Origin of the sequence: Bacteroides pyogenes DSM 20611 = JCM 6294 (genome assembly GCF_000428105.1) — a bacterium.
Taxonomy (GTDB): Bacteria; Bacteroidota; Bacteroidia; order Bacteroidales; family Bacteroidaceae; genus Bacteroides; species Bacteroides pyogenes.
This window is the reverse complement of sequence record NZ_ATZH01000024.1, coordinates 22054-42396: the sequence shown is the minus strand read 5'-3', so window position 1 is coordinate 42396 and position 20343 is coordinate 22054. Positions and strand designations below refer to the sequence as shown.

At 44.5% G+C, this 20343-nt stretch carries 17 protein-coding genes; 3 read left to right on the top strand and 14 right to left on the bottom strand.

All coding sequences use genetic code 11. The features are described from left to right. Positions 1-10: 10 nt before the first annotated feature. From C234_RS0106890 to tsaD, 8 genes are all read right to left on the bottom strand, one after another. On the bottom strand, positions 11-283 hold the full coding sequence (locus C234_RS0106890; protein WP_027325149.1) for an HU family DNA-binding protein: 273 nt from the start codon (positions 281-283) through the stop codon (positions 11-13). Continuing rightward, the gene (gene rimO / locus C234_RS0106885; RefSeq protein ID WP_027325148.1) at positions 276-1586 is read right to left on the bottom strand and encodes a 30S ribosomal protein S12 methylthiotransferase RimO; all 1311 of its coding nucleotides are present in this window, start codon (positions 1584-1586) and stop codon (positions 276-278) included. Before rimO ends, C234_RS0106890 begins: the two co-directional genes overlap by 8 nt. Continuing rightward, positions 1583-2542 carry a signal recognition particle-docking protein FtsY gene (ftsY, locus tag C234_RS0106880; protein WP_021644473.1) on the bottom strand — a complete coding sequence of 320 codons (960 nt, stop codon included), beginning with the start codon at positions 2540-2542 and terminating at the stop codon, positions 1583-1585. Before ftsY ends, rimO begins: the two co-directional genes overlap by 4 nt. A 139-nt stretch (positions 2543-2681) precedes the next feature. Beyond that, positions 2682-2840, bottom strand: coding sequence for a DUF4295 domain-containing protein (locus C234_RS17105; protein ID WP_081688133.1), 159 nt, complete (start codon positions 2838-2840; stop codon positions 2682-2684). An 18-nt stretch (positions 2841-2858) separates the two neighbouring features. Further along, positions 2859-3047 carry a 50S ribosomal protein L33 gene (gene rpmG, locus C234_RS0106870; protein WP_002560155.1) on the bottom strand — a complete coding sequence of 63 codons (189 nt, stop codon included), beginning with the start codon at positions 3045-3047 and terminating at the stop codon, positions 2859-2861. Between the two features lie 23 nt (positions 3048-3070). Next, positions 3071-3331: a 50S ribosomal protein L28 gene (gene rpmB / locus C234_RS0106865; protein WP_021644475.1), complete on the bottom strand. Its 261-nt coding sequence runs from the start codon at positions 3329-3331 to the stop codon at positions 3071-3073. A 122-nt stretch (positions 3332-3453) separates the two neighbouring features. Then, positions 3454-4686 (bottom strand): competence/damage-inducible protein A, encoded by a 1233-nt coding sequence (locus tag C234_RS0106860; protein ID WP_027325147.1) that lies wholly within the window; start codon positions 4684-4686, stop codon positions 3454-3456. 97 nt (positions 4687-4783) lie between these two features. After that, positions 4784-5803 carry a tRNA (adenosine(37)-N6)-threonylcarbamoyltransferase complex transferase subunit TsaD gene (gene tsaD / locus C234_RS0106855; RefSeq protein WP_027325146.1) on the bottom strand — a complete coding sequence of 340 codons (1020 nt, stop codon included), beginning with the start codon at positions 5801-5803 and terminating at the stop codon, positions 4784-4786. Between the two features lie 199 nt (positions 5804-6002). On the opposite strand from tsaD, the gene C234_RS0106850 reads away from it, so the two are divergent. Then, on the top strand, positions 6003-10442 hold the full coding sequence (locus C234_RS0106850; RefSeq protein ID WP_027325145.1) for a translocation/assembly module TamB domain-containing protein: 4440 nt from the start codon (positions 6003-6005) through the stop codon (positions 10440-10442). Positions 10443-10549: 107 nt separating this feature from the next. On the opposite strand, the gene proS is transcribed toward C234_RS0106850, so the two are convergent. Next, positions 10550-12043 carry a proline--tRNA ligase gene (gene proS / locus C234_RS0106845; protein WP_021644479.1) on the bottom strand — a complete coding sequence of 498 codons (1494 nt, stop codon included), beginning with the start codon at positions 12041-12043 and terminating at the stop codon, positions 10550-10552. A 533-nt stretch (positions 12044-12576) separates the two neighbouring features. Here proS and dpp5 point away from each other — a divergent pair. Further along, on the top strand, positions 12577-14673 hold the full coding sequence (gene dpp5, locus C234_RS0106835) for a dipeptidyl-peptidase Dpp5 (RefSeq protein WP_027325143.1): 2097 nt from the start codon (positions 12577-12579) through the stop codon (positions 14671-14673). A 176-nt stretch (positions 14674-14849) separates the two neighbouring features. On the opposite strand, the gene C234_RS0106830 is transcribed toward dpp5, so the two are convergent. The 3 genes from C234_RS0106830 to C234_RS0106820 all read right to left on the bottom strand — a co-directional run bounded on the left by C234_RS0106830 (position 14850) and on the right by C234_RS0106820 (position 17381). Continuing rightward, positions 14850-15848 (bottom strand): MBL fold metallo-hydrolase, encoded by a 999-nt coding sequence (locus C234_RS0106830; protein ID WP_027325142.1) that lies wholly within the window; start codon positions 15846-15848, stop codon positions 14850-14852. 92 nt (positions 15849-15940) lie between these two features. Next, positions 15941-17035 carry a PspC domain-containing protein gene (locus C234_RS0106825; protein ID WP_027325141.1) on the bottom strand — a complete coding sequence of 365 codons (1095 nt, stop codon included), beginning with the start codon at positions 17033-17035 and terminating at the stop codon, positions 15941-15943. A 19-nt stretch (positions 17036-17054) separates the two neighbouring features. Next, positions 17055-17381 (bottom strand): PadR family transcriptional regulator, encoded by a 327-nt coding sequence (locus C234_RS0106820; RefSeq protein WP_021644483.1) that lies wholly within the window; start codon positions 17379-17381, stop codon positions 17055-17057. A 157-nt stretch (positions 17382-17538) separates the two neighbouring features. Here C234_RS0106820 and C234_RS0106815 point away from each other — a divergent pair, with 157 nt between their 5' ends. Next, positions 17539-18036 (top strand): GNAT family N-acetyltransferase, encoded by a 498-nt coding sequence (locus C234_RS0106815; protein ID WP_027325140.1) that lies wholly within the window; start codon positions 17539-17541, stop codon positions 18034-18036. Positions 18037-18111: 75 nt separating this feature from the next. Here the strand turns inward: C234_RS0106815 and C234_RS0106810 are convergent, their stop codons facing one another. Both C234_RS0106810 and ybaK read right to left on the bottom strand, forming a co-directional pair. Beyond that, on the bottom strand, positions 18112-19776 hold the full coding sequence (locus C234_RS0106810) for a peptide MFS transporter (protein ID WP_027325139.1): 1665 nt from the start codon (positions 19774-19776) through the stop codon (positions 18112-18114). 90 nt (positions 19777-19866) lie between these two features. Then, positions 19867-20343, bottom strand: coding sequence for a Cys-tRNA(Pro) deacylase (ybaK, locus tag C234_RS0106805; protein WP_027325138.1), 477 nt, complete (start codon positions 20341-20343; stop codon positions 19867-19869).

The window sequence follows — 20343 nt, the reverse complement described above, 5'->3', positions numbered from 1 at the left end:
GGAGAAAAAATTATTTAAATTTATCCTTCAAAATATTGCTCGGCCTGTATGCGAGCACCAGTTTTGGGGGGAATAATATTCGTTGGTTCGTAACCGGATTCACAGAAATGAACTCCCCTTTTTTCTTTACCTCAAAAGCTCCGAAGCCTTGTATGGAAATACTGTTTCCTTTTTCAAGCTCTTGCGTCATTTGCCCCAATAAAGAAGTTATCAGGTCCGTAGTGTCCTTAGTCGTATATCCCAGTCTGTCGGCTAATTCTGAAGTGAACTCTTTATTATTCATGATAATCTGCAATCTTTGCGTATAAATCAAAATCATCCGCGTCGGTAACTTCTACCCAATAGAACCCACCGATGCACAAATCGGTTTCGGGGCGCCGGATTAAAACTTCAGGATCCACTTCAGGAGAATCGAATTCGGTTCGTCCGATATAATAGTCTCCTTCTATCCTGTCTATTATGACTTTCATGCAAGAACCTATCTTTTGCGCGCTTAATTCCGCTGAAATCTGTTGCTGGATACCCATCAATTCGTCCAAACGGGCTTGTTTTACTTCTTGCGGGATAGAATCCTCATATTGATCAGCAGCGTAAGTCCCTTCTTCCTCAGAATAAGCAAAAGCTCCCATCCTGTCGAATCGTGCGTTGCGTACAAATTCTTTCAGTTCTTCAAAATCTTTTTCCGTTTCTCCGGGATGCCCGACCATTAAAGTTGTCCGTAAATGAATGCCGGGTACCTCTTTGCGAAATTGCTCTATCAATCTGTATGTCTGCTCTTTCGTCACTTGGCGACGCATCAGTTTCAGCATGTTGTCGCTGATGTGTTGCAGGGCGATATCCATATATTTACATACATTGTTTCGTTCACGCATAACGCGAAACAAATCTGTCGGGAAGTGTGCCGGATAAGCGTAATGCAAACGAATCCATTCTACTCCCGGAATGTCGGAAATCCGCTCTATCAACTCCGGAAGCATTTGCTTCTTATATAGGTCGATACCATAATAAGTCAACTCCTGCGAAATAACCTGGAACTCCTTTACCCCTTGGGATACAAGATAGCGCACTTCATCCAGAATATCTTCCATCGGTCTGGACACATGTTTTCCCGTGATGATAGGAATGGCGCAATATGAGCATTTTCGGTCACACCCCTCTGAAATTTTCAGATAAGCATAATGTTTCGGAGTAGTCAATGTACGCTCGATATGCAACTCTTCATGATAAGCTTTCCCTAGATCGTGCAGTAATTCTTTCCAATTGAATTTCCCATAGAATTTATCTACCTGAGGAATTTCTACGGCCAACTCTTTTAGATATCGTTCCGAAAGGCACCCCATTACAAACAGCTTTTTCAAGTCTCCCTCTTCCCTTCTTTGAGCAAACTCCAGAATCATATTAATGGACTCTTCTTTGGCATCGCCAATAAAGCCGCATGTGTTGATAACCGCTATTTCTCCTTTCGGATTTTCCGTATCATGAGTAACATTGTACCCCACCTCTTGCAGCTGTCGCATCAACTGCTCCGAATCTACTAAATTTTTAGAACACCCTAATGTGATGATATCTATTTCTTTTTTTCTCATGCGTTGTCACCAAACAAGGAGTCTACAAATTCATTTTTACGGAAAACCTGTAAATCTTCCATTCCTTCTCCCAATCCGATATATTTTACCGGTATTTTAAACTGGTCGGATATACCGATCACAACTCCTCCTTTAGCCGTTCCATCCAATTTCGTGATGGCCATAGCGGTTACTTCTGTTGCCAAAGTAAATTGTTTCGCCTGTTCAAAAGCATTTTGTCCGGTAGAACCGTCCAATACCAGCAACACCTCGTCGGGGGCATCCGGCACAACTTTCTTCATTACATTCTTGATTTTAGTCAACTCATTCATCAAGCCTACCTTATTGTGCAACCGCCCGGCAGTATCGATAATCACCACGTCCGCACTGTTGGCAACCGCAGAGCTGAGCGTATCGAAAGCTACAGAAGCGGGATCGGCTCCCATCTTTTGTTTGATTACAGGCACTCCTACCCTATCTCCCCAAATCATCAACTGTTCTACGGCTGCCGCGCGGAATGTATCGGCGGCGCCCAAATAAACAGATTTACCGGCTTTTTTAAACTGATAGGCCAGTTTCCCTATCGTAGTTGTTTTGCCTACTCCGTTTACGCCTACTACCATGATGACGTAAGGCTTCTTCTCAATCGGCATATCAAAATCAACTATCTCTCCCGAGTTGTTTTCTGTAAGCAAAGCAGCTATTTCATCACGTAATATATGATTCAACTCCTGAGTATTCACATATTTATCCGCCGCCACACGTTTCTCAATACGCTTAATAATATTCAACGTAGTTTCCACGCCTACATCAGAGGTGATCAATACCTCTTCCAAGTCATCCAACACCTCATCATCAACTTTCGATTTGCCGGCTACGACACGAGCTATTTTTCCAAATACGCTCTCTTTGGTTTTAGATAATCCTTTATCTAACGTTTCCTTTTTTTCTTTTGAAAAAAAACCGAATAATCCCATGTTTATAGTTATTTGTATAATACATAATGCCTACAAAGATATAATAAAGGATTGGAAAAGTAAAAAAATACAATAAAAAATCCCCCTGCCAACTAATCGGCAGGGGGATTTTACATATTTAGCTTAGATGCTATTTCAATTATTTCTTGAAGAAGTCTTGTACTTTATCGTTCGGTACCATTTGTTCATCAAAAACGTATGCTCCGGTCTTAGGAGATTTCACCATTTTGATAACTTTGGTATAAGAACGTCCTTCTTTTGTTCCTTCGTGCAAACTTGCTACTGTTTTCTTTGCCATGGGTGATAGTTCTTATAATTATTTAATTTCCTTGTGTACTGTTACTCTCTTCAGAATCGGGTTGTATTTTTTCAACTCAAGTCTTTCGGTAGTGTTTTTTCTGTTCTTTGTTGTGATATAACGAGATGTTCCCGGCATTCCGCTATCTTTGTGTTCTGTACATTCCAGAATCACTTGCACTCTGTTACCTTTTGCTTTCTTTGCCATTGTAAGTTTTCTCCTCTACCTTTTTAGCCGATTACTTTAATACTTTTCCAATCACAATAGCCTTTAGCCACCGCTTCAGTCAGCGCAGCGTCCAGACCTTTTTTGTTGATAATACGCAGTCCGTTAGCACAGATGCTAAGGCTGATCCAACAGTCTTGCTCTACGTAGTAGAACTTCTTCTTAAACAAGTTCACATCAAAGGTTCTTTTAGTTCTTCTCTTTGAGTGTGAAACATTGTTGCCAATCATGGCTTTCTTTCCGGTAATTTGACAAATCTTCGACATTTCTATCTTATTTTTATAGTTTTATATCTATACTTCTTTCAAACAGGACGCAAAGTAAGCACTTTTATCCGTATAAAACAAGAATTTCTTTAAATAATTCACAGCCAAGTATTCTTTTTTCTTTATTTGAGCATATCCCTGAGCATAAGTAGCGCATTATTGCCTGCTCTTTCCATATTCATGCTTCTCCCGCGATTTGTCTCCTGCCTGTAAGTGCGAATTTCGTTTTTATAACCAACGGCGATCCAAATCGTGCCTACCGGTTTCTCCGGAGTTCCTCCTCCGGGACCGGCAATGCCGGAAGTTGCAACGGCGCAGTCCGTCTTCATCACTTTCATCGCGCCTCTTACCATTTCGGTCACGGTTTCCTCACTTACGGCTCCATGTTTTCCCAATGTTTCGGCAGAAACACCGAGAAGTGTGTTTTTAATATCGTTAGAATAAGCCACTATGCTTCCGCGAAAATAATCCGAACAACCCGGCACAGAGCTTATACGTGCGGCTATACTCCCTCCCGTGCAACTTTCTGCGGTGGAGACGGTCAAATTATTTTTCCTTAGTAAATCTCCTACGATTATTTCCAAGGGAATATCTTCTTCGCTGAAAATGTCATTATCCAATATGTTCTTCAGTTTTGCCGACTCCGTGTCCAATGTTTTTTCCAGTTCCGTCTGGTTTTTTCCACGTGCCGTCAGACGAAGACGAATGACTCCGAGTTTGGGCAGATAAGCCAATTTGACGCATTCCGGCAAAGCGCTTTCCCATGCATCCAGCTTTTCCGCCAAAACGGATTCGGGATTGTTCTGAACTAAAAAGGTCCGGTGTATGATTACATCCGTATGAAATCTTTCATGCAATTTGGGTAATACGGATTCTTTCATGACGGCGTTCATCTCTTGCGGGACTCCGGGCATTGAAACGAGTACCTTTCCATCCTTTTCGAACCAGCTTACGGAGGCGCTCCCCACCGGATTGTTAATGACCGTGCACTCTTTCGGAACCATTGCCTGGCTCTTATTTAACGCATTCATCGGAATCTTTCCGGCAAGCACTCGTTTGATGTTTTGAAACACTTCTTCATTAAAAACCAACTCGGTACGAAAGTACTTGCAAAGAGTTTGTTTGGTAATATCGTCTTTAGTAGGACCGAGCCCTCCTGTCACCAAAACAACATTCACTCTTCTTAAAGCAGTATCGATTGCTTCCATTATTTCATCTTCCCGGTCTCGTATGGAGACGACACGCAATACTTCTATGCCTATTTTGTTCAGCTCCTGTCCCATCCAAGCCGAATTGGTATCGACAACTTGCCCTATCAACAGTTCGTCGCCAATTGTTATGATTTCAGCAAACATTATTTTCTACTTATTAATTAACACTTTCCGTTTCACCATCCATATTTCCTGCTCCATTGTTTTCGTAATGACATATTGTTTTAAGTGTATCGCGCCTTTAAAGGCAAACCCGCGAATATGCAGGAAGATCTATGGAGCAGAAATCTTTATCGAGATACTTGAAATATCCCGTAATAGCGATCATTGCAGCGTTGTCGGTCGTGTAGCTGAATTTTGGGATGAATATATTCCATCCGTATTTTTCGGCATGTTCTTTAAAGGCGTTTCGCAATCCATTGTTGGCAGAAACCCCGCCGGCTACGGCAATTTCCTTGATTTTATACGCTTTGGCCGCTTTTCTCAGTTTATCCATCAGGATATCTACGACCGTAGCTTCGAGCGATGCTGCCAAATCTGCTTTATGATGCTCAATGAAATCGGGGTCTTCTTTCAGCCAATCGCGGAGAGAATACAAGAATGAAGTTTTCAGTCCGCTGAAGCTGTAGTCCAATCCCGATATATGAGGTTTGCTGAATGTAAACGCTTTCGGGTTGCCCTGACGCGCCAGCTTGTCGATAATCGGACCGCCCGGATAACCAAGCCCCATCACTTTAGAACATTTGTCGATGGCCTCTCCTGCCGCGTCGTCGATTGTTTGTCCCAGAATCTCCATATCATTGTATGCTTTTACCAAAATGATTTGGGAGTTTCCTCCCGACACCAACAGGCAGAGAAACGGGAATTCGGGATGTTTGTTTTCTTCGCCTTCCGATTTAATAAAGTGAGCTAAAACATGTCCTGTGAGATGATTAACATCAATCAAAGGAATGCCTAAAGAACGTGCGAAACCTTTGGCAAAAGAGACTCCCACCAATAGCGAACCCATCAGCCCGGGACCACGTGTAAACGCAACCGCACTCAATTCTTCTTTGCTGACGCCGGCTCTTTTCAAAGCTTCATGTACTACAGGCACAATGTTTTGCTGATGCGCCCGGGATGCAAGTTCGGGAACTACACCTCCGTAAGCTTCGTGAACGGCTTGGCCGGATACTACATTCGACAGCAGATAACCGTCTTTAATGACAGCGGCCGAGGTATCGTCACACGAAGATTCTATTCCTAATATAATTGTACTCATATGTCATAAACTATTAAACGGCACAAAAGTAATGATAAAACTACGATTCATAACGAACTATTTTATATTTTTGTCGTAAAATAAAAAAAGAGAACTTATAAGAGCACTGAAAAGAACTGTACGATGGATAGTGGGTATTGTACTGGGAGTATATATCGGAACTATTGTTTTGTTGAATATACCGGGTATTCAACGTTTCATGAGTGTGCTTGCATCGAAAGAGCTATCGAAGGTTCTCAACACGGAGGTTGCCATCGGCAAAATCGATATCGGATTATTGAACCGGATCATTATTGACGATGTATTACTGAACGATCAGAAAGGGAACGAACTGCTGAAGATTCCCCGTTTATCGGCCAAATTTGATTTTATTCCCTTTTTCAAAGGAAAAATTTCGATAAGCAATGTACAACTGTTCGGTCTTAACATGAATCTCAGGCAAGAAACGCCCGATTCTCCGCCGAATTTCCAATTCGTGCTGGACGCATTTACTTCTAAAGATACCGTAAAGCGCGAAAGCTCGCTGGATATTCGTATCAATTCCGTCTTAATCCGTCGCGGGAAGGTCACCTATCATTTATTATCGGAGCCCGAAACACCCGGAAAATTCAATTCGCGGCATCTTCAATTTCAGAATATCATAGGTAACCTTTCATTGAAAGCTTTGACCAAAGACTCACTCAACGTAGGGATAAAGCGTTTGAGTGTGGATGAAGCGGCTTCGGGATTCTCGTTGAAGAAGATGAGCCTGAAGCTGGTGGCTAACAAAAAGCGCATGAGTATCGATAATTTTGCCATCGAATTGCCCGAAAGCTCTTTACGAATGGATACCATCCACTTGATGTACGCCGGGGTGAAGACTGCCGAACAGTTTGTTAAGCAGGCTCATTGTTCTTTTCGTATTTTACCTTCCCAAATTACGCCGAAAGACATTTCTCCTTTTATCCCCGCATTATCGCACTTCAAAGAGCCGGTGACGCTGAACATGGAAGTGAACGGTACAGTCGACCAATTTTCCTGCCCTCATTTGGAGATTACGGCCGAAGGCCGGCAATTCAGACTCTTGGGAGAAGTATCTGTTCAAGATCTCTCCCATCCCAAAGACGCTTACATATTCGGCAAGCTTTCGGAATTGAGTGCCAGTTCCCGGGGAGTAGGTTTTTTGGTACGCAACCTGAGCGATAATTACAATGGGGTTCCTCCCCTTCTGGAGCATTTGGGAAATATCGCTTTCCGCGGAGAAATATCGGGATACTTTACCGATTTGGTAACTTACGGACTGCTTCAAACCAGTCTTGGAGCCGTAAAAACAGACTTGAAACTGAGTTCGGACAAAGAGAAAAAGGCTTTTTCTTATTCGGGCGCTGTGAAGACTGAAGATTTTGAATTGGGGAAACTGCTGGGAAATGAGTTGTTTGGGAAAGTGACACTGAACCTGGATGTGCACGGGCGGCATGTGGAAAAGCAATATCCTTCCATTGGGATGAAAGGTCTGGTGACTTCTGTAGAATACAGCGATTATAGGTACGAAAACATCGCTCTGGACGGCGAATATCAAAAAGGAGGTTTTACTGGGAAGGCAACAATGAACGATCCGAACGGATCCGTATACTTAAACGGTGATTTCAATTTGGCATCCAAAGTCCCTACTTTCAATTTCTCTGCCGTTATTGACAAAATTCGCCCCCATGAGTTGAATATTACATCCAATTACGCAGATGCGGAATTCTCCGTAAAACTCAGAGCAAACTTCACCGGAGGTTCGGTCGACGAAATGAACGGAGAAATCAATATCGACAGTCTGGAATTCAGTGCTCCCGGGAAAGAATATTTCATGAGAAACATGAATATTCAGGCTATCCGGCAAAATAATGAGAACCAATTCAAGCTGACCTCAGAGTTCCTTACAGCAAATATCGAAGGAAGCTTTCAATATCAGACCTTGTCTGCCAGTATGCTCGATATTGTCGGCAGATATGTTCCTTCTCTGCTGCCCTCTTTCAAGCATCAGGAAAAATTGCATAACAACTTCCGGTTCGATATACATATATATAATACGGATATCTTATCTGCAATATTTAATATACCCTTACGTATTCATACTCACTCCACAGTGAAAGGGTATTTTAACGATGCGGGTCAGCGTTTGCGTGTAGAAGGATATTTCCCCCGCCTGCAATATAAGAACGACCTGATTGAATCGGGGATGATTCTCTGTGACAATCCGTCCGACAATATTCAGATCAAACTACGGCTGACGAATCAGAAAGAGGCGGATGCCGTCAACATTGCGTTGAACGCGCAAGCCAAAGAAGACGTCGTAAGCGCAACTTTCAATTGGGGAAATAATGCGACAGCCACTTATAGCGGACAACTTGCCGCTGTCGCCAAGTTTTTGCGCACGGAAGGAGAAAAGCCTTTGTTGAAAGCGGTGGTCGATGTAAGCCCTACCGATATTATTCTGAACGATACGCTTTGGCAGGTTCATCCTTCACAGATTGTGGCCGACTCCGGAAGAATAGACGTAAACAACTTCTATTTCAGTCATGCCGACCGGCATATACGTGTCAACGGCCGTCTTTCGGAACTCCCTGCAGATACGGTGAAAATCAGTTTAAAAGAAATCAATCTGGGGTACGTTTTCGATATAGTGGGCATCTCCGACGATGTTGCTTTTGGAGGTGACGCTACCGGAACCGCTTATGCGACAGGGGTTTTCAAGAAGCCGGTGATAAACGCGCGTTTGTTTGTAAAAAACTTCTCACTTAATCAGGGGCGGTTGGGAGATGCCGATATTAACGGAGGATGGGATAATGAAAAAAGAGGAATCCTGCTGGATGCTTCCATTCGCGATATGGCCGATTCTCCATCCCGTGTCAGCGGCATCATTTATCCGTTGAAACCGGAAAGCGGACTGGATTTGAATATTGACGCCCGTGAGCTGAACCTGAAGTTTCTCGAATATTATATGAGTTCTATCGCAAACGATATCAAAGGAAGAGGAACCGGCAAAGTACACTTTTATGGAAAATTCAAAGGCTTGAATCTCGATGGAGCTGTCATGACGAATGCTTCTATGAAGTTTGATATACTGAACACACGGTTCGCCATCAATGACACGATTCATCTCGCCCCTACCGGATTGACGTTTAAAAACATGCGGATTGCCGATGTGGAAGGTCATCAGGGAACAATGAACGGCTATTTGCGCTTTCAGCATTTCAAAGACTTGAGCTATCGTTTTGAAATACAGACCAACAATATGTTGGTGATGAATACGAAAGAATCTCCCGACATGCCTTTCTACGGCACAATATACGGCACGGGAAACGCCATGCTGACGGGGAATGCGGCGCAAGGGCTCGACGTTAATGTGGCGATGACTACAGACCGGAATACTTCCTTCACCTATATTAACGGAAATGTAGCGTTGGCTGCCAACAGTCAGTTCATCAAGTTTGTAGATAAAACACCTCGCCGTGTTGTCCGCGACTCTGTTCAGATAGACGATTATGATGATTTATTATTGAAGCGACAACTGTCTGAGAAGGAACAAGATACCGATATCCGGCTGAATATTCTGGCCGATGTAACCCCCGACGCCACTGTGCGGATCGTCATGGATCCGATAGCCGGCGACTATATTACCGGAAAAGGAACGGGAAACATCCGCACGGAATTTTATAATAAGGGGGACGTGAGAATGTTCGGCAACTACCGGATCAGCCAGGGAGTTTATAAATTCAGCCTTCAAGAGGTGATACGCAAGGACTTCGTGATTAAAGACGGCAGTACGATAAATTTCAACGGAGCCCTTCTTGACGCGAACATGGATATTCAGGCTTCTTACACGGTGAACTCGGCGTCTTTGAATGACTTGATACCCGATGCATCCACCGTTATTCAACAACCCAATGTACGGGTGAATTGCATAATGAATTTGAGCGGCGTCTTGCTTCAACCCACGATAAAGCTGGGTATCGAACTCCCGAACGAGAGGGACGAGATTCAGTCGTTGGTGCGGAATTACATCAGCACGGAGGAACAAATGAATATGCAAATCCTGTATTTGCTGGGTGTGGGCAAATTCTATACGGAAGACGTCCGGCGGGAAAATCAAAACGCTTACGTGATGACTTCCGTTCTTTCCTCTACTCTCTCCGGGCAACTGAACAATGCTCTTTCGCGAATTTTCGAAACCAACAACTGGAATATAGGAACCAACTTGAGTACCGGCGACAAAGGTTGGACGGATGTGGAATTCGAAGGCATCTTGTCGGGGCAGTTATTAAACAACCGGCTGCTGATTAACGGTAATTTCGGTTACCGAGACAATCCGCTGGCAAATACCAACTTCGTGGGTGATTTTGAGGCGGAATGGCTGATAACACGTTCCGGTGATATCCGGTTGAAAGCCTATAATGAAACGAACGACCGCTACTATACGAAAACGAACCTCACCACGCAAGGTGTGGGAATTATGTATAAGAAAGATTTCAATAAATGGAGCGACCTTTTTTTCTGGAACAAATGGAAACTCCGGAACAAGCGGAAACGGCAGGAAGACCTTCAGCAGGAAATGAAAACAGATAGCGTTGCCTCCGAAGAAGCAAAAACGAAAAAGAAAAGAGAGCGATAGTCTCCGTAAGAGTCCGGGACATCCGCAACCTTCGTTGTGCAGATAAAAACAAAAAAAAGACCGCAGGTTTTCAGTCCGTGCGGTCGTTTTTTTACATCGATGCTCTCCTAATAAGAGCGGGCGAAGATTACGCGGCAGGGCGAAGGTTTGCCTGTCACCATACATTTACCCGGTTCTTTGTCGCCCGGAATAAACGAATCGAACGGTATGCAGCGAATGGTCGCCTTGGTTTCTTCTTTTATTTTTTCTTCCGTTTCGGAAGTTCCGTCCCAGTGCGCCAGAATAAATCCTCCTTCTTCGATTTTTTCTTTAAACTCTTCGTAAGTATCTACGCTGATGATGCGCGAATTGCGATAGTCGAGCGCCTTTTTATAGATATTCGCCTGAATTTCTTCAAGCAGGTCTTTTACATAAGCCTCTATTCCATCGCAAGTCACCGTTTCCTTCTCCAAAGTGTCGCGGCGCATTACCTCCATCGTGTTGTTTTCCAAGTCGCGTCCTCCCATGACAAGCCGCACGGGAACACCTTTCAGCTCATAGTCGGCAAATTTAAAGCCCGGACGTTTGTTGTCGGCATTGTCGTACTTCACGGATATGCCCAACGCTTTCAGGCGCGCCACGATTCCTTCAACTTTTGCGTCGATCTGCTTCAACTGTTCGTCGTTTTTGTAGATAGGAACAATCACTACCTGAATCGGCGCCAGATGCGGAGGCAATACCAAACCGTTGTCGTCGGAGTGTGTCATGATCAGGGCACCCATCAGGCGGGTCGATACGCCCCATGAAGTAGCCCATACGTATTCCAGTTTATTCTCTTTGTTGACAAACTGCACATCAAACGCTTTGGCGAAATTTTGTCCAAGGAAATGGGAAGTTCCGCTCTGTAAAGCCTTTCCGTCCTGCATCATCGCTTCGATGGTGTACGTGTCCAATGCTCCGGCAAAACGTTCATTGGCCGATTTTACTCCCTTTACAACCGGCACAGCCATGTATTTTTCGGCAAATTCACCGTACACATGCAGCATCTTCTTTGCCTCTTCTTCCGCTTCTTCACGGGTAGCATGGGCGGTGTGTCCCTCTTGCCATAAAAATTCCGCAGTGCGCAGAAACAGTCGGGTGCGCATCTCCCAACGCATCACGTTGGCCCATTGGTTGCACAGGATGGGAAGATCGCGGTATGAATTGATCCAGTTTTTATACGTGTTCCAGATGATGGTTTCGGATGTAGGGCGGATAATCAGCTCTTCTTCGAGCTTAGCTTCCGGGTCTACCACGACGCCTTTGCCGTCGGGCGAACTTTTCAGGCGATGGTGTGTCACCACCGCACACTCTTTTGCGAAGCCCTCTACATGTTCCGCTTCACGGCTTAAAAAAGATTTGGGAATCAACAAGGGGAAATAAGCGTTCACATGCCCTGTTTCTTTAAACATGTCGTCCAGTTGTCGTTGCATCTTTTCCCAGATTGCGTATCCGTAAGGCTTAATCACCATACAGCCGCGCACGGCAGATTGCTCTGCCAAGTCTGCTTTTACTACCAAATCGTTGTACCATTGCGAATAATTCTCGCTACGTTTGGTCAGATCTTTCAGTTCTTTTGCCATTATATTTTTTTATTTAAGTTTTTCCATTTCAAAACAGGATGCAAAAATACGAAAAATGAACGAACTGCCATAGATTCTTTTCCGTTTATTTTTGCATACGGCAGATTCTTGCCACAGCGTTTCAGGTATTTTATAATCAATCGGCGAGATATGTTTCTCAAGCGAAGCTGGCGGTTTTCGGAAAAGCTTTGGCATCTGAAAAAACACGGGCGGCCTCTGAAAAAAAGCCCGCCGTGTTTGATTACAAAGCCCGCCGCCTTTTTTTCAAAGCCCGCCGTGTTTTTTTTAAAGGCGGCGGGCTTTTTTCACGACTTCTTGCGGGTGGCTTTAAAACGCGGATAATACGTCGTATATACCGTGCAGAAACTGCGACGGATACGGCGTTTTCTTCAACACCTCCGCGCTGTATCCGCATGAAAATGCTCCCGCTCAGCAACCGTTCCTTATTATCTCCCCCGACTGTTGTGCCCGATGATTGCTTTTTGTTCTTTTTTCATTATCTTCGCAAGCAAATAAACATTTTAATAAATGATATGAGACAAGCAAATTTATTTATGATGTCGGCAGCAATGTTATTGGCTGCCTGCGGCGGAACAAAAGACGCGGGCAAAACAGAAGAAGGTCAGGTGCTTATCGAAAAATCGGATATCAAGATCGAAGGCAGGCGCATGACTCCCGAAGCTCTTTGGGCTATGGGACGGATCGGTGGATTGGCGGTATCGCCCGACGGGAAGAAAGTAGCGTATACGGTGGCCTATTACAGTGTCGCCGAGAACAAAAGTAACCGCGAAATATTCGTGATGAATGCCGATGGAACGGATAACCGGCAAATCACGCGCACCGTTTATCAAGAGAACGAAGTGGCCTGGATCAAAGGGGGAAGCAAGCTCGCTTTCCTGAGCAACGATAGCGGAAGCAGCCAGCTTTATGAAATGAATCCCGACGGAACGGGACGCAGGCAACTAACCGATTACGACAAAGATATCGAGGGTTTCAAATTCTCTCCCGACGGAAGAAAGTTGCTGTTTGTCTCACAGGTGAAAACGAAGCAGACCACAGCCGATAAATATCCCGACTTGCCGAAGTCTACGGGCATCATCGTCACCGATCTGATGTATAAGCATTGGGACGAATGGGTAACGGGCGCTCCGCATCCTTTTGTCGCCGATTTCGATGGCGATAAAATCTCAAATGTAGTCGATATTCTCGAAGGCGAACCGTACGAAAGTCCGATGCGCCCGTGGGGAGGTGTCGAACAACTGGCTTGGAACCCTTCTTCGGACGAGGTGGCTTACACCTGCCGTAAAAAGACCGGACTGGAATATGCCGTGTCTACCAATTCCGATATTTACATTTACGACTTGAAGACGAAACAGACCCGGAACATTACCGAAGAGAACAAGGGATACGATACGAATCCTTCTTATTCTCCCGACGGGAAATACATCGCATGGCAGAGTATGGAGCGCGACGGGTACGAGGCCGATTTGAACCGTCTCTTTATCATGGACCTGGCGACCGGAGAAAAGCGTTTTGCGAGCCAAGCTTTCGAGTCGAACGTAGATGCGTTTGTGTGGAGCTCCGACGCGAAAACGATATACTTCACGGGCGTATGGCACGGCGAAACGCATATCCGCGCGATCGACCTGACAAACGATTCGGTGAAATCCATCACTTCCGGTATGTACGACTATGAAGGAGTGGCTTTGTGCGGCGACAAACTTATCGCCAAAAGACATTCGATGAGTATGGCGGACGAAATTTATACGATAGAGCCGGACGGATCGACTACCCAACTCACGCAAGAAAACAAAGCTATTTATGACCAACTGGAGACAGGTAAGGTAGAACCGCGATGGATGAAGACGACTGACGGCAAACAGATGCTGACTTGGGTGATTTATCCTCCGAAATTCGATCCGAACAAGAAATATCCTGCGGTTTTGTTCTGCGAAGGAGGACCGCAAAGCCCCGTAAGCCAGTTTTGGTCGTATCGTTGGAACTTCCAGATCATGGCAGCCAACGATTATATCATTGTCGCCCCCAACCGCCGGGGCTTGCCGGGATTCGGCAGAGAATGGAACGAACAGATCAGCGGCGATTACGGCGGCCAGTGCATGAAAGATTATTTCACTGCAATCGACGAGATGGCGAAAGAACCGTATGTGGACAAAGACCGTCTGGGGTGCGTGGGCGCCAGCTTCGGCGGCTTCTCCGTCTACTGGCTGGCGGGACATCACGACAAGCGTTTCAAGGCATTCATTGCGCACGACGGTATCTTCAACATGGAAATGCAGTATCTGGAGACAGAAGAGAAATGGTTTGCCAACTGGGACATGGGTGGCGCGTACTGGGAAAAGCAGAATCCGGTGGCGCAACGCACGTTTGCCAACTCACCTCATCGCTTTGTCGACCGTTGGGACACTCCGATTCTTTGCATCCATGGCGAGAAAGACTACCGTATCCTTGCCAATCAGGCGATGGCGGCTTTCGATGCGGCCATCATGCGTGGAGTTCCGGCGGAATTGCTGATATATCCCGACGAAAACCACTGGGTGTTGAAACCGCAGAATGGCATCCTCTGGCAACGGACTTTCTTCGAATGGCTCGACAAATGGCTGAAAAAATAAAACGCTCTTCATGAATGTTTGAAAGGGAACGCAGTTTGCGCCTTCACGAACAGTAAAAAGAGCCGTATCTTTACTCCGAACAGAGTGTGATACGGCCCTTTTTTATTTCTTTCGGTTATGGTTTATCATTTTCTCATCCGTGAGAACTGTCTGCAAGCCGAGTTTCTTGAATCGGTCTATCTCCTTTTATTCAGTTTGACGACTTCACCCAAGCAAGGAATCTCTACCCGTATTTTTCGTTTTTTTGCTTCGGCGGCAAAAACCTGCGGAGGATCGTGCAGAGGCTCGTCCGACAAATCGAATGTTCCGTAATGCATGGGGATCGTCAGTCCCGCGTCCATCTCTTCCGCCGCTGTGAGCGATTCGTAGGGAGATATATGATTGGGTTGCATGAACCAGCGCGGTTTATACGCGCCTATTCCCAACAAAGCATAATCCGGCGGTCCGAACAACTCGGGAACCTCACTGAAATGAGCCGCATATCCCGTATCGCCGCTATAATATATCGAAATTCCATCACCCTGAAGCATAAACGCTCCCCAAAGTCTTTGCCCTCCGTCGCGCATCGAACGCTTGCTCCAATGCTGGGCGGGCAAAAAAGTGATTTTCAACGACTCGTCTTCCAACTGCTGATACCAGCATGCTTGTATCGTTTCCATCTGCGGAAACCAACTTTCTATGAGTTCTCCGGTGCCTAATCCGCAAAACAGTTTCATCTGCGGATTGTTTGCCGATAAGCGGGCAACGCTTCGTTTGTCCAAATGATCGAAATGATCGTGGCTTATCAGCAAATAATCGATTCCCGTGAAAATATCGGGGTTTGCGGGCAGTTCGCTTCTTCTGCGTACAAAAGGAATATTCCCGAATACAGGATCGAACATGATTCTTTTTCCTGCCAATTGAAGGAAAAAAGAGTTGTGTCCGAGCCATATCAGGCAATTTCCGGTGGCGGAATCCAATGAATGAAGATAGCAGACTTTCGGATTCCATTTGGTGTTCTTCTTCTCTTTTCGCTGCGGATTCGGAGACAAACGCCATTTCAACACACTGCCCATGCCGGGACGATAGCGGTGTTGCCGGTTATAATAACGTCCGCGTACCACGGGATTTCCTCTCCAATAAGGATTTATCGTGGCCAAACGCTCATTTCTTCTGAAACATATATGTTCGCCCATGCTTACTTTTTCTATTCATGCTTCATTATGCTGCAAACATAATGAAAAAGAATGATTCTCAAAACGGAAAATTTCATGGAAAAGCGCTATTGTCATACCCGATGCAATCCATACAACGGCAGTTGCCATCCTAAAGCGGACAAGTTAATGATGCAAAGCACCAATCCCGTCACCCACAGTATGAACAGCGACCATTTCAGCACACTTCCCATCGGCTGCCAATGGAACAACTGGCGAAGAATGGAATAAGCCAGTCCGACCAATGGAATACCTATAAAAAGTACTCCCCCCATGGTGCCGACTACAGTCATTATGGGAGATATCGAAGCCAAAGGTTCCCAGTTAATCGTAGGGATCCATTCGAGCAACAATGCTCCGCCGCCAATCGCTATGGAGATAATCGCTATCACCAACGCGACAAAAAGAATAGCCAATACGAACAGTACAGGGAAGCAGACAATCAGCAGAGCGATTAAGAATAATTTGAGTATAAATCCCACCACCGCTACGAAAGCGTCCCCTATCTTCTGAAGAAGCGTACGCGGTTTGTCTGATCTCATATAGTTATTTACTCCGTCCGCCATCCGTTCAAACCCGTCTGTAACGGTCTTACCGATGTTTTCTACCGTGACGGCTTCGCCCCGCATGCTCAACTTCTCGGCAGCCGTGCGCGCTTCGGGAATAAGCAGCCAGCATACAAGATAGATAATGACCATCGGGAAATAAGGAAGAAATATTAAAGCAATCATTAAAAGGCGCACCACCGTAACGTCCCACCCCAAATAAGCGGCCAGGCCTGCGGCTACACCGCCCAACATTTTATTGTCAGGATCGCGAAAACAGCGCCTGCTGCCGCCCGAACGGTCGTTATTCTGTCTTTTCCCCTCTTCTTTCGGATTTTCTCCCGGTTCATCTCCGCTCTCGGCATCTGCAAGATCTTCCGGTTTTCCCATTCGTGCGATGACTTCCTCTACATCGGATACAGTTATCACCTGTTTGCTCAGGGAGATTCTCTCCGAGAAGAGTTCGGAGATTCTGTTTTCCATGTCATCCACTATTTCATTCGCCCCCTGTTGTTTCCGGAAATGCAGACGAAGATTGTTTAAATAATTATCCAGCAAACGATAGGCGTCCTCATCGATGTGATAAACTGTTCCGCCTAAATTTACAGTCAGTGTCTTTTTCATTGTTATTTCTTTTTTCAGATTATCTGTTTGCAATATGGTTCACGGTTTCATTCAATTCTTTCCACGAAAGCTCCAACTCCAACAAAGACTCCTCTCCTTTCGCAGTCAGCCGGTAGTATTTGCGCGGCGGACCTTGCGTCGATTCCACCCACTCATAACTCAATAAATCGTCATTTTTCAAACGCGTCAACAATGGATATAAGGTTCCCTCTACCACAATCAGCCTGGCTTCCTTCAGTTTCTGAATAATATCCGAGGCATAAAACGGTTCTTTATGGAGCAACAACAGGATGCAATATTCCAACAGCCCCTTTCGCATCTGAGACTTTACATTTTCTATATTCATATTATTCAAATTTTGTTCAGCAAAAATATATATTCCGATAGTACTATGTATAACATGGTACCTTTAATTATAAACAATTAACATATTGGAGGAGCGAATTGTTTATCGAAAAACTTTCGTACATTTGCTTCCATATAGCCAATAAAAAATTATGCTTATGTTTGTTATCAGAAAAGCGACAACAGAGGACTGTTTTCTTATACATCAAATGGCGAAGCAGGTTTTCCCGTCAACTTATCAAAACATTTTGTCTTCCGGACAAATAGACTACATGATGGAATGGATGTATGCACCTGACCATATTTATAAGCAAATGCAAGAGCAAGGGCATCTTTATTTCATTGCTTACAACAGCGGTATCCCTTGCGGTTATGGTTCCATAGTACAAGAGGAAGAAAGTATTTTTCATTTGCAGAAGTTGTATGTGTTGCCTTCTTTCCAAGGGATGAATTGCGGAAGTTTTTTATTCAAAGAAATAATCCGGTACATTAAAGACCTGCATCCCGGCCATTGTAGATTAAGGCTCAACGTAAATCGGTATAATAAAGCAATAAAATTCTACGAGCGCATGGAGATGAAAAAAATAGCTGAAGGAGATTTCCCAATTGGAAACGGATATTATATGAATGATTATATCATGGAGTTGGAGATATAAAAACAGAGCAATATAAAAAAGGTGGTAACAAGAACAGAACCTGTCACCACCTTTTTCTATGTAGCAAAATATTAATTAAGCGACTTTCTCAAGCTTCTTCATGATCGAGAAGATAAACAATGCGGACAACAAGCAGCATACGATCAATACGCTCCATACCATCCAAAGTTGCATGTCACCCCACAGATAACCGATGATAGAAACCATATAGTTTCCAATGGCTGTGGCGACAAACCATCCTCCCATCATCATTCCTTTATATTTAGGAGGAGCTACTTTAGATACAAAAGAGATACCCATCGGAGAAAGCAACAGTTCGGCAAATGTCAATACCAGATAAGTGGATATCAACCAATTGGGAGAAACCAGTGTATCGGGATCGATTCCTTTGGCAGCTATCGCGGTAGGTGTAGGCAAACCTATAGAGCCTATTGACAAAATTAAGAAACCACAGGCTGCAATCACCATACCGATACCGATTTTACGAGGAGCGGAAGGTTCTTTCTTTCTCCTTGCTAAATAAGCAAATATAGCCAAAGATACCGGCGTTAAGGCAACTACGAAGAATGGGTTGAACTGTTGGAAAATTTGCGGCAGAATCTCTATGGTATCATCCATCGCATAATAATTTCCCGCCAATATGATCAGTGAAGCCAATACTGCAACTCCGGAAATTATTTTAGCTTTTCCGGTTTTAGACTGGAACAATGAGAAACCTCCGTATACCGCAATGATGATAAGAACAAGATTCCATACATCAAAACCGATACGGTTTATTCCGGTAACATATTGCGTCGTATAGTCGCGTGCGAAGAATGTCATCGTCAAACCGTTCTGATGGAATGCCATCCAGAAGAAAATAACCACCGCGAAAACAAGCAGCAAAGCAACAATACGCTGTTTGGTCTGTTCGGGAGTAAGTTCCGGTTCATTATGGTTGTTGGATGTTTTGGCTTGTTTGGAGTTATAATCGGCATGTTTGTACATTGACCGGCAACCAAGGTAAATAGCCATAGAAGCAATCAATGAAATACATGCTACAGCAAAACCGTAATTATAAGCTTCAGAAAGCTTTTCAATGTAGGTCGAACAAAATGAAGCCATGTCACCGGTGAATCCCTGCGCTGCTTTCAATCCTTCCAAAGCGGCGCTTCCTTCCGGTTTGATTGTTCCGTTTAGAAATTGATGGGCCAATGAAGGAATCTGCGCATTGTATGTAAAACCGGCGCCGGAAAGCACGTAATTAGTCATTTTGGTCGCAGCTGTAGGAGCAAACAATGCGCCCACATTGATAGCCATATAGAACAAACTAAAAGCTGTGTCTCTTTTTGAACTGTACTCAGGCGAGTCATAAAGATTACCTACCATTACTTGCAAATTTCCTTTAAAGAAGCCGGTACCGCAAGCTATCAGGAAAAGAGCTCCCAACATCATCATTTTTCCGGTTGAATTGGCAGCCGTAGGAATTGCCAAGAGCAAATAACCGACAAACATGACTACAATGCCGATTGTAACAATCTTACCATAGCCGCACTTATCCGCTAAAATACCCCCAACAAGCGGCATAAAATAAACGGCGGCCAGGAATGAACCAAAGATGGTAGAGGTCTCAGCGGCCGAGTAACCAAATTTTGCTTGCAAAAAGAGTGTGAAAATAGCAAGCATTGTGTAATAGCCAAAGCGCTCTCCGGTATTGGCTAGAGCCAAAGCATATAAACCTTTCGGTTGTCCTTCAAACATATAAAAATAAATATTAGATTAATAAAAATGATTATTTCCTGCAAATATATACTTTTTCCTGAATTATTCAGCAATTATCAACAAAAGTTGTCATTCAAACAAGCGGCAGACTTCCGCTTTCGATTCCCTGATCAAATCACCCGGAGATATTTTTATCTGCAATCCCCGTACACCGGCGCTTACATAGATGTGTGGAAACCGAAGGCAAGTGTCGTGAATATATGTGGGAAAATGTTTTTTCATCCCGATAGGCGAACAGCCTCCGCGTATATATCCGGTAAGCGGAAGAAGCTCCTTCATAGGAATCAAATCGCATTTTTTGTTTCCGGATACTTTGGCGGCAAGTTTCAGGTCGACTTCATGCTCTCCGGGAATAACGCATACAAAGTAACCGCTTTTATCACCATGCAACACAAGCGTTTTGAATACTTGTTCTATGTTCTCTCCCAAGCCGGCAGCTACATGTACTGCGCTTAAATCGTTTTCATCCACTTCGTAAGCGATAAGTTCATAAGGAATTTGGGCCTTGTCGAGCAAGCGGGCGGCATTCGTTTTATTGATTTTCAT